This is a genomic window from Actinomadura sp. HBU206391 (assembly GCF_014323665.1).
GTDB lineage: Bacteria > Actinomycetota > Actinomycetes > Streptosporangiales > Streptosporangiaceae > Actinomadura_C.
On the sequence record NZ_JABVEB010000210.1, the window covers coordinates 1 to 9,246 of the forward strand.

The following is a 9,246-nucleotide window of genomic DNA, read 5'->3' on the forward strand; positions in this document are numbered from 1 at the left end:
TCGGATGGCCTTGTATCGTTCCAAGGAATCCGGAGATTACGGCCGATCCGCAATTCCTGACAGCTTGGCTGACAAATCTGAAGGGCCGCCTGTGGCATCACAACGGCCGGTCGAACGGACCGGCCGAGCTGATGCGGTGCTATGCCTTGTCGGCTTACCTAGCCTGCGCGAGGACCGCCGTCCCGGTACCCGTAACAGCCGGGCCAGCGCTTTCGAAGGCCGCCTTGGTATTTCCTTGGCAACGTAGGATCGAACGCCCGAGCGCCACAACTCTCCAATCACCGCAGAGCACATCACCGCCGCCGGTGGACGGACAAGGTTGATTTAAGGTGAACAGAGCGAGAAGGTCAACGCCTACTTTGTGATGTATCGATCGCAAAGGGTAATGGGCACAGGTGAGAACTGCGAATGTCGATTGAAGGAGTACGCAACCGAGAACCCGGCGTCACACAGATTCTTTTCCGCCCTATGCGTGGTAGAACGGTGATGGTGAATGGCACCTCGGCGACTCAGGCGATGACATCAACGGAAACCGTGCCCTCCGGGCGCCTCATGCGGCGGGGCGCGGCTTTGGTGGGAGCGATGGTCCGGCTCCAGCCAAGACCATTCCTCCTCGCGGTTCTCGGCGCGGTTCTCTATGGCATATCGGTCGTCGCATCCTCGATTGCGCTCGGAAAGGTCGTCGACCATGTGGTGAGCCCTCGTTTCGAAGGAGGCCGGGTCGCGACCGAGGCCATGGCACTCGCCGCCGTCGCACTTGTGACGATCGGCGTCGTCAAGGCCTCGGCCACCGTCCTGCGCCGGTGGATGGCCATCGTCGCCAAGGTGCGTTTCGACGCGAGTCTGCGAGAGAAGGTCGTGCGCCGCGTTCAGGCCCTGTCCTTCGAGGACCACCAGAGACACCGGACCGGGGAACTCCTCGCCAACGCCAGCGCCGATCCCGAGGCGGCCGCCGAGATGCCGTCCCAGCTGACACACGTGTTCGGTGTGGTGGTGCTGTTCGCCGTCGCCGGCGTCTGGTGCTTCGCCACCGACCCGCTCCTGGCCGCCATCGGGCTGTTGATCCTTCCCGCCTTCGCGGGCGTCAATGCCCTTTACCAGCGGCAGGTCGAACTGCCCGCGACACTGGCCCAGACCCGACTCGGCGAGGTGTCCGCCGTCGCGCACGAGAGTTTCGACGGCGCCCTCGTCGTCAAGGCGCTCGGCCGCGACGCGGCGGAGCGTGCTCGCTTCCAGGGGGTGGCCGAACGGCTGCGCGACGCCAAGGTCGAGGTCCACACCAGGAACGCCACCTACGACGTGCTCGTCGAGACGATCCCCGCGCTTGCCATCATCGGCCTCGTGGTGGCCGGCGCCTGGCGGGTCGACAGCGGGGCCATCACGACCGGCACACTGGTCGGCTTCATCAACCTGTTCGCCCTGCTGACCTTTCCGCTGCGGACGTTCGGCTACGCCTTCGGCGAGGTCCCTCGCTCAGTGGCGGGATACGAGCGGGTACGGGGCGTTCTCGACCAGACCCCGCCGAAGCCGTCGAACGGCGCCGCTCGGCTTCCGGCCGGCCCGCTCGACCTCGATGTGTCGGGACTGGGCTTCTCCTACGCAGCGGGCCCGGCGATCCTCACCGGCGTGGAATTCCACGTGCCCGCCGGAGCGACCATGGCCGTGGTCGGCTCCACCGGCTCCGGGAAGTCCACTCTCGTCCTGCTCCTGGCCCGGTTGCTCCGTCCCCGTCCGGGCACGATCCGGCTGGGGGGCCTCGACACGGCCGAACTGGAGCCCGGCGCGCTGGCCGGCGCCTGCGCCACGGTGTTCCAGGAACCGTTCCTGTTCGCCGCCACTCTGGAGGAGAACATCCTGCTGGGCCACCGGATCCCCGCCGCCGAGATGGCCGCCGAGATGGCCGAGGCGCTCCGCCTGGCCGGGATCGACCAGTTCGTCGCAGCACTGCCCGCCGGACCCGCCACTGTCGTCGGGGAGCGCGGCGTCTCCCTCTCCGGCGGCCAGCGCCAGCGCATTGCCCTCGCCCGGGCACTGATCCGGCGGCCGCGTCTGCTGCTGCTCGATGACGCCACGTCGGCCGTCGACCCCACCACCGAGGCCCGTATCCTGCGCGGACTCGCCGCCGAGCGGCCCGACACCACCAAGGTCGTCGTCGCCACCCGGCCCGCCACCCTCGCGCTCGCCGACACGGTGCTCTACCTCGAAAATGGCCGGGTCGCCGGCATGGGCGGGCACCGGGAGCTGCTGGCTCGCGCACCCGGATACGAACGGCTGGTACGGGCGTACGAGCTCGATCGGACCGGCTCATGAGCGCCCCCGAGAAGGTCCTGCCCGAGCCGGCACGCGAGGAGACCGCGGCAGCCGGCCATGCGCAGGCCGGCGGCGGTCGAGGCGGATCCGCGACGGCGAGCTCTCCGCCCACCCCCACCGGTCGTGACGCGCCGGCCGCCGCCGGCGCCCTCGCCGTACTACGACGGGGTGTGCGCGCGAGCCCCGAACTCCGGCGCGGCATCTGGTGGACCATCGCCCTGGCCTGCCTCGGCGGGGCCGGGCGGGTGGCCATCCCGGTCCTCGTGCAGCAGGTACTCGACCGCGGGCTCGCCGGTGGCAGGGCCGACCTCGGAACGGTCCAGGCGCTCGCCATCGTGGCCGCCGTCGCGGTGGTCGGGACGGCCGTCGTCACCCGGGTGACGCAGAAGCGCCTGGTGGCGGCCAGCGAGGATGCGCTCTGCACGCTGCGCGTCAAGGCCTTCGCGCACGTCCACCGGCTGAGCATCGCGCACCAGTCCGCCGAGTACCGGGGGAGGCTGGTGTCGCGGGTCACCTCGGACGTGGAGACGCTGAGCGTCTTCCTGAAGTGGGGCGGCATCGCATGGATCGTCAACGGCGCCATCATGCTCGCCACTCTCGTCGCCATGGCCGCGTACGACCTGCGCATCACCGCCGTGCTGGTCGGTGTGATCGTGCCGCTCGTCCTCGTCCTGCGGCTGCTCCAGCGCCGACTGGGTGACGCGCACGACCTCGTACGCTCCAGGGTCGGCGAACTGCTGACCGTGGTGTCCGAGACGGCGCAGGGCGCCGCCGTGGTACGTGCTTACGGCATAGCGCACCGCACCGACCGGCGCGTCCTGCGGGCCATCGCCCGCTGGCGCGAGGCCAGGATCCGCGCCGGAGTCATCGGGGCCTTCCTGTTCACCTCGGGAGAGCTGTTCTCGGTCCTGGCGGTCGGCGGCGTGATCGTCACCGGGATGGCCCTCGGACCCGCGTCCGGTCTCACGGCCGGGCAGCTGATCGCGTTCATCCTGTTGGTGCACCTCTTCCTCGAGCCGGTCACCGAGTTCACCGAGATCATCGATCACACGCAGAGCGCGATCGCCGGCTGGCGGAAGGTTCTCGACCTGCTCGACATCCCCATCGAGGTCGCCGATCCCGATCCGGGCACTCCGCTCGCGACCTCGCCTCCCACGCTCGCGGTGGAGAGGCTCGCCTATGCCTACCGGTCCGGGCAGCCCCCCGCACTGAAGGACGTCAGCTTCACCGTCGAGGCCGGCGCCCGGATCGCGTTGGTGGGCGCCACCGGCTCGGGGAAGACCACCCTGGCCAAACTGCTCACCCGGCTGGCCGACCCTGCCGAGGGCCGGGTCCTGGTCAACGGGATCGACCTTCGTGACGTCGCGACCGAGTCGCTGCGCTCCCGGCTCGTCATGGTCCCCCAGGACGGCTTCTTGTTCGACACCACGGTGAAGGACAACGTCGCCCTCGGCCGCCCGTCCGCCACCGACGACGAGATCCGGCGCGCCTTCACCGACCTGGGCCTCGATGCCTGGGTCGACGGTCTCCCCCACGGCCTGGACACCCTGGTCGGGCAGCGCGGGGAGAACCTCTCGGTGGGCGAGCGCCAGCTCGTCGCCCTGGTCCGGGCCCACGTCGCCGACCCGGTCTGCCTCATCCTCGACGAGGCGACGTCGTCGGTGGATCCGGCCACGGAGACCCGGCTCTCCCATGCCCTCCAGGCACTCTCCGAGGGCCGGACCTCGGTCACCATCGCCCACCGGCTGGCGACGGCCGAGCGAGCCGACGAGATCCTGGTCCTTGACCACGGCCGGCTGGTCGAAAGGGGACCGCACCGTCGTCTGGTCGCGAAGGGCGGGGTCTACGCCCGCCTGCACGCCGGCTGGCTGGACGTCACCGCCGGCGGCCCGGGGCGCTGACCGACCGGATCAGTGCCCCGTGAGGGGGCTGTCGTCGAACCGGCGCAGCAGGTCCGCGACGCTCTCGTAGAGGGCGACGGCTCCGGCCTCGGCGAGTTCGTGACGGGAGATCCCCCCGGTCAGCACGGCGACGCACGGCACGCCGGCCTTCGCGCAAGCCTGCACGTCCCAGACGGTGTCGCCGACGAACACGGCCCGTTCGGGGCGCGTACCGGCACGCGTCAGGGCGACCTGGACGATGTCGGGCGCGGGCTTGCTCTCCTCGGCGTCGTCGGACGAGGTGGCGACCGTGATCGCGTCCTCGGCGTCCAGCGCCGCTCTCAGCGCCCTCATCTCGCGCTCCGAGGCGGAACTCGCGAGCACCACCTTGAGGCCGCGGCCCGCGCAGGCCCGCAGAAGCTCGGCCGCACCGTCGAAGGCGCGAAGCCGCGTCCAGAACTCCCCGTACAGATGACGGTGGGCGGCCCGGATCTCGTCGTCGGCGGTGCGGTCGCGGTCCTCCGGGAGCGCATGGTCGAGCAGTTTGTCCGAGCCCATGCCGATCGCCCGGTGCACCCGGGCCATCGGTACGTCGTGCTCGTACTGGCGGAACGCCTCCCACCACGTCACCACGTGGATGTAGTTGGTGTCGACGAGCGTGCCGTCGACATCGAAAATCACCGTATCGACCATTGCGGCCACCTACCCGCCCCCGTCGGCGTGAACCGCCACCGGTGGCCGGAACGCCGCGAGTCGCGGCCCCCGGGCCGGCGCGAGAAGGCCCGTGCCAGCGGAGTTTGCGGCGACTTGAACGACATGGCGGCTTAGCCGTTACGAGGGTCGGGTAGTCGCACTCGTACCGACATAATCACTGGTCAGCTGGAGGATGCCATGCTCAGGACAATGCGCAAGCTCGGTGTGTCCTCGTCGATGCTCTACATGGCCGGCTTCGGATCCATCGCCGCGTCGATGGCCGCATGGATGATGTCCCAGCGGCTGGAGGACGCGGGCGTCGATCGCGCCGACCGGTGGGGGATATTCATCGGCGAATGGGCTCCGACGTTCTTCGCGCTCGGTACGGCCATGCGACTCGAAGAGCAGTGGGGTGAGGAGCCAGAGCATGAGGAGATGGAGGACATGCGCACCCGCACTCGGGGCACGGTGCCCGTCAGCTAGGCTCGTCGTCGGCGTCCACCAGGCGGGCGGTGACGGCCGGCGCGGTCACGCGGAACAGGCGATTTGCGCCCGGTATCGCCCCTGTGGTGGCCTTTCGGCGCGTCTGGCGCCCTGCTCGGATCGGGATGCTTGCTTCCACTGCCGGTGATAACGACAATCCGTCTCATGTGCTCCCGGATGACAGCGATCGCTCTCGTACTGCTGGGAATGCTCGCCGGGACGCTGACGATCGGGACGCCCGCTCACGCGGCAGGTGAGCCGAGCGACCGGGTCGTGCTGATCGGGGTGCCCGGGCTGCGCTGGGGCGACGTCAAGCCGAAGGCCACTCCCGTCATGTGGCGGCTGGCGGGTGAAGGCGCGATCGCGAACATCGCCGTACGCGGAGTCGCACCGCTCAGCTGCCCGGCGGACGGATGGTTGACGATCTCCGCCGGCAGCCGCGCCCAGCCGATCGACGGCGACTGCGCACTCCTGCCGGCGCCGCGACGGGACGGATCCGGCGCGTTCGTTCCTGACTTCGGCGAGCTGCGGGCGCACAACGCCGGCACCACGTACGCCGCCCGCGTCGGGCTGCTCGGAGACGTGCTCAACGGGATCGGCGGATGCACGGCCGCGGTCGGGCGTGGCGGCGCGCTGGCGGCGGCCGACTCCTCCGGTCATGTCGACTACTACCGGTCCTCCGTCGCGAAGATGCCCCATCGCGGCTGGACGCGCTGCCCGCTCACCGTCGTGGACGTCGACGACATCGCGCGTACGCCCGGCGAGCGCACGGCGGCGCTGGCACGAGTGGACGACCAGGTAGACAAGGTGCTCTCCCAGGTCCCGGTGGACACCACGATCGTCCTGGTGGGCGTCGCGGACCTCCAAGACCCGGGCCTGCGGGTGGCGGTCACCGCGTGGCGGGGTGACGAGACCAGACGTAAGGCCATCTATCTCACCGCACCGTCCACGCGCAGACCGGGCCTCGTCACCCTGACCGACGTCACGCCGACGGTGCTGCGACTGGCCGGGGCGCCGGTCCCGACGGAGCTGTCCGGCTCGCCATGGGAAAGGGGCGCGGCACGGCCCGCGCGACAGTCGGCAGCGGTCAAGGCGCTGCAGGACCGTGACCTTGCCGCCCGCATCACCCGGGCTCTGGTGGCGCCGTTCAACGTCGCGCTCGTCGGCGGCCAGCTCATCGCGTACGTCCTCGCAGCACTCGCCTGGCAGCGCCGCCGGGCCAGGCGGCGTACGGTGCTCGCGGTGACCCGCTATGTCGCGCTCGCCGCCGCGACTGCGCCCGCCGCGACCTATCTCGCCAACCTGGTTCCGTGGTGGTCGGTCCAGCATCCGTCCGGCGGATTGATCGCCGGGGTGATCGCGGCGGATCTCGCCGTACTCGCGGTCGCGATGAGCGGTCCGTGGCGGCGTCACCCGCTGGGGCCCGTGACGGTGGTGGCCGCGGTGACCGCCCTCTCGCTGGCCGCGGACGCGATCGCCGGATCACATCTGCAGGCCGACAGCCTGAACGGCAACTTCTCGCTGGTCGCCGGACGGTTCTACGGGTTCGGCAACCTCACTTTCGCGCTGTTCGCCACGGCCTCGCTGATCTGTGCCGCGGGACTCGCCGGCCCCGCGCTCGCCGCCGGACATCGTCGTCGCGCGCTGCTGCCGGTGCTCCTCATCGGCGCCGCCGCCATCGTGATCGACGGCTGGCCGGGGTGGGGAAGCGACTTCGGTGGGGTGCTCGCCCTCACGCCGGGCGTCGTACTGCTCGCCATGTGGATCACGGGCGTGCGCGTGTCACCCCAGAGGATGGCGGTGGCCGGGGCGGCCGGAGCTCTGATCGTCTCGGCGCTGGCCTACGTCGACTATCGGCGGCCCGCCGACCAGCGGACCCATTTCGGCGACTTCGGCCAGCAGCTCCTGGACGGCCAGGCCCTCGCGGTCGTCGCCCGGAAGGCCGACTCGATGCTGCACTCACTCGGCAGCGTCTGGCTCACGCTGCTCGTGCCGCTCCCCCTCCTCATCCTCGCGTTCGTCGCGTTGCGCGCCGACGGGCGGCTGTCATCGCTGTTCCAGGAGGCGCCCGGCCTGCGCGCGGGCCTCCTGGCGGTCCTGATCACCGCGATCATCGGCTTCGCCGTCAACGATTCCGGGATCGCGGTGCTCGCGCTCTCGGCGCTGATCGCGATCCCGCTGACACTGGCCGCCGCCCTCTCGACGCTCGAGCGGCGGCTCGGCGTTCCCGATCTCGACGACGGAGCCGTCTGACAGCGAAGCTGACCGGCGGTTGCCCGGGGCCGTCTCGCTTGTTAACGTCTAATTCATAGGAAGCTTTCCTAAGAGATGGTCCCCGAGAGCGAGTTCACTCGCGAGAGGCAGGTGAGCCCCCCGAGGAGACCTCCGACACCGGCTACGGAATCCATGTTTCTCCGCGTCTGCAGCAGGCAGACCACCCCGCCACCAAGGAGAACCACGTATGCCAAGAAAGCTCGGTCTCGCCATCGCCGGATGCACGGCACTCATGCTCCCCGTGGTGTCGGCCACTCCGGCCCTCGCCCACGGATATACCACGTCACCGCCGAGCCGCAGTTCCCGCTGCGCCTCCGGGCAGGTGACGAACTGCGGACCGATTCAGTGGGAGCCGCAGAGCGTCGAGGGGCCCAAGGGCTTCCCCGCGAGCGGCCCACGGGACGGCACCATCTGCGCCGCCGGCGACAGCCGCTGGGCTCCGCTCGACGACCCCAGGGGCGGCCAGTGGCCGGCCGCGCGCCTGACAAGCGGACAGGCGACCGGCTTCAACTGGCGCCTCACCGCCGTGCACGCGACGACCTCGTTCCGCTACTTCATCACCAGGAACGGCTGGAACCGGACGCGACCGCTCACCAGGGCGGCCCTGGAGTCGGCGCCCTTCCTTCGGCAGGACTACGGAGGGCAGCGACCGCCGGCCACTGTGACACACCAGGGCACGATCCCCGCCGGCAAGACCGGCAGGCATCTGGTGCTCGCCGTCTGGGACATCGCCGACACTCCCAACGCCTTCTACTCGTGCGCCGACGTCGACCTCGGCTGACCCTCATCTCCCGACTCCATCGCCGGACCGCTGCTCAGATCGGCGCTCAAGCCGATCTGAGCAGGGCCGCGCGCGTCAGCCCGTGAACAACTGCGTCACCTTGCGGATGAGTTCGTAGACGCCGTAGGCGAAGGGCAGCGCGACCCACGCCCAGGCGAGCACCATCAGGGGAACGCGTCGCTCCTGCTGCTGTTCCGCGGTCACTGCCCGTCTCCCTTCCCGGCGGCGGGCGCCGCCGGCACCACCGCTTCCTGTGCTTGTACCGACTCCGGCGGTTCGTGGTACTTGGAGTTCACCGGACGTACGAGCTCGTTGGCGATGAAGCCGATCGCCAGCAGACAGATCATGATGTACATCGATGTGGTGAACAGCGCGGGACCGGTCTTCCCGGCCTCCTCCTGCGCGTCGGCCACGCCGTTGATGATCAGCGGCCCGAGCACTCCCGCCAAGGACCATGCGGTCAGCAGGCGCCCGTGGATCGCGCCGACCTGGAAGTTGCCGAAGAGGTCCTTCAGGTACGCGGGAATCGTGGCGAAGCCACCGCCGTAGAAGGACAGGATCAACATCGCGCACGCGATGAACAGCGGCTTAGAGGCGTCCTTGCTCAGCGCGATGGTCAGGTAGAGCAGCGCACCGACGCCGAGGTAGACGCGGTAGATGTTCTTTCGGCCGATCAGGTCCGAGGTGGACGACCAGGTGATCCGACCGAGCATGTTGCACAAGGAGAGCAGGGCGACGAACCCTGCGGCGGCGCCGCTGGCCACGGGCGTCGAGGTGTTGGCGAAGAAGCTCGTGATCATCGGCGCGGCCTTCTCGAGGATGCCG

General features: G+C 69.9%; 8 protein-coding genes. 5 read left to right on the top strand and 3 right to left on the bottom strand.

The features are described 5' to 3' along the window. Positions 1-582 precede the first annotated feature (582 nt). Positions 583-2,310 (top strand): ABC transporter ATP-binding protein, encoded by a 1,728-nt coding sequence (locus HKK72_RS31265; RefSeq protein WP_187238035.1) that lies wholly within the window; start codon positions 583-585, stop codon positions 2,308-2,310. Then, positions 2,307-4,211 carry an ABC transporter ATP-binding protein gene (locus HKK72_RS31270; protein ID WP_187238036.1) on the top strand — a complete coding sequence of 635 codons (1,905 nt, stop codon included), beginning with the start codon at positions 2,307-2,309 and terminating at the stop codon, positions 4,209-4,211. Before HKK72_RS31265 ends, HKK72_RS31270 begins: the two co-directional genes overlap by 4 nt. 9 nt (positions 4,212-4,220) lie before the next feature. Here the strand turns inward: HKK72_RS31270 and HKK72_RS31275 are convergent, their stop codons facing one another. After that, entirely contained in the window at positions 4,221-4,871 is a 651-nt protein-coding gene (locus tag HKK72_RS31275; RefSeq protein ID WP_315987545.1) for an HAD family hydrolase, read from the bottom strand. Between the two features lie 222 nt (positions 4,872-5,093). On the opposite strand from HKK72_RS31275, the gene HKK72_RS31280 reads away from it, so the two are divergent. From HKK72_RS31280 to HKK72_RS31290, 3 genes are all read left to right on the top strand, one after another. Then, positions 5,094-5,366 carry a hypothetical protein gene (locus HKK72_RS31280; protein ID WP_261987384.1) on the top strand — a complete coding sequence of 91 codons (273 nt, stop codon included), beginning with the start codon at positions 5,094-5,096 and terminating at the stop codon, positions 5,364-5,366. Between the two features lie 177 nt (positions 5,367-5,543). Further along, complete coding sequence (locus HKK72_RS31285; protein ID WP_187238039.1) at positions 5,544-7,619, top strand: hypothetical protein; 2,076 nt, start codon at positions 5,544-5,546, stop codon at positions 7,617-7,619. Between the two features lie 208 nt (positions 7,620-7,827). Then, on the top strand, positions 7,828-8,421 hold the full coding sequence (locus HKK72_RS31290; protein ID WP_187238040.1) for a lytic polysaccharide monooxygenase: 594 nt from the start codon (positions 7,828-7,830) through the stop codon (positions 8,419-8,421). Between the two features lie 75 nt (positions 8,422-8,496). Here the strand turns inward: HKK72_RS31290 and HKK72_RS41640 are convergent, their stop codons facing one another. Both HKK72_RS41640 and HKK72_RS31295 read right to left on the bottom strand, forming a co-directional pair. Continuing rightward, positions 8,497-8,625: a hypothetical protein gene (locus HKK72_RS41640; RefSeq protein ID WP_261987385.1), complete on the bottom strand. Its 129-nt coding sequence runs from the start codon at positions 8,623-8,625 to the stop codon at positions 8,497-8,499. Then, positions 8,622-9,246 (bottom strand): MFS transporter (locus HKK72_RS31295; RefSeq protein ID WP_187238041.1); only part of this gene is annotated, 625 nt, incomplete at its 5' end. The genes HKK72_RS31295 and HKK72_RS41640, both read right to left, overlap by 4 nt.

Coding starts and splice junctions, on each gene's coding strand:
- HKK72_RS31265 (WP_187238035.1), top strand. CDS start 583: ATGGTCCGGCTCCAGCCAAGACCATTCCTCCTCGCGGTTCTCGGCGCG.
- HKK72_RS31270 (WP_187238036.1), top strand. CDS start 2,307: ATGAGCGCCCCCGAGAAGGTCCTGCCCGAGCCGGCACGCGAGGAGACC.
- HKK72_RS31285 (WP_187238039.1), top strand. CDS start 5,544: ATGACAGCGATCGCTCTCGTACTGCTGGGAATGCTCGCCGGGACGCTG.
- HKK72_RS31290 (WP_187238040.1), top strand. CDS start 7,828: ATGCCAAGAAAGCTCGGTCTCGCCATCGCCGGATGCACGGCACTCATG.
- HKK72_RS31280 (WP_261987384.1), top strand. CDS start 5,094: ATGCGCAAGCTCGGTGTGTCCTCGTCGATGCTCTACATGGCCGGCTTC.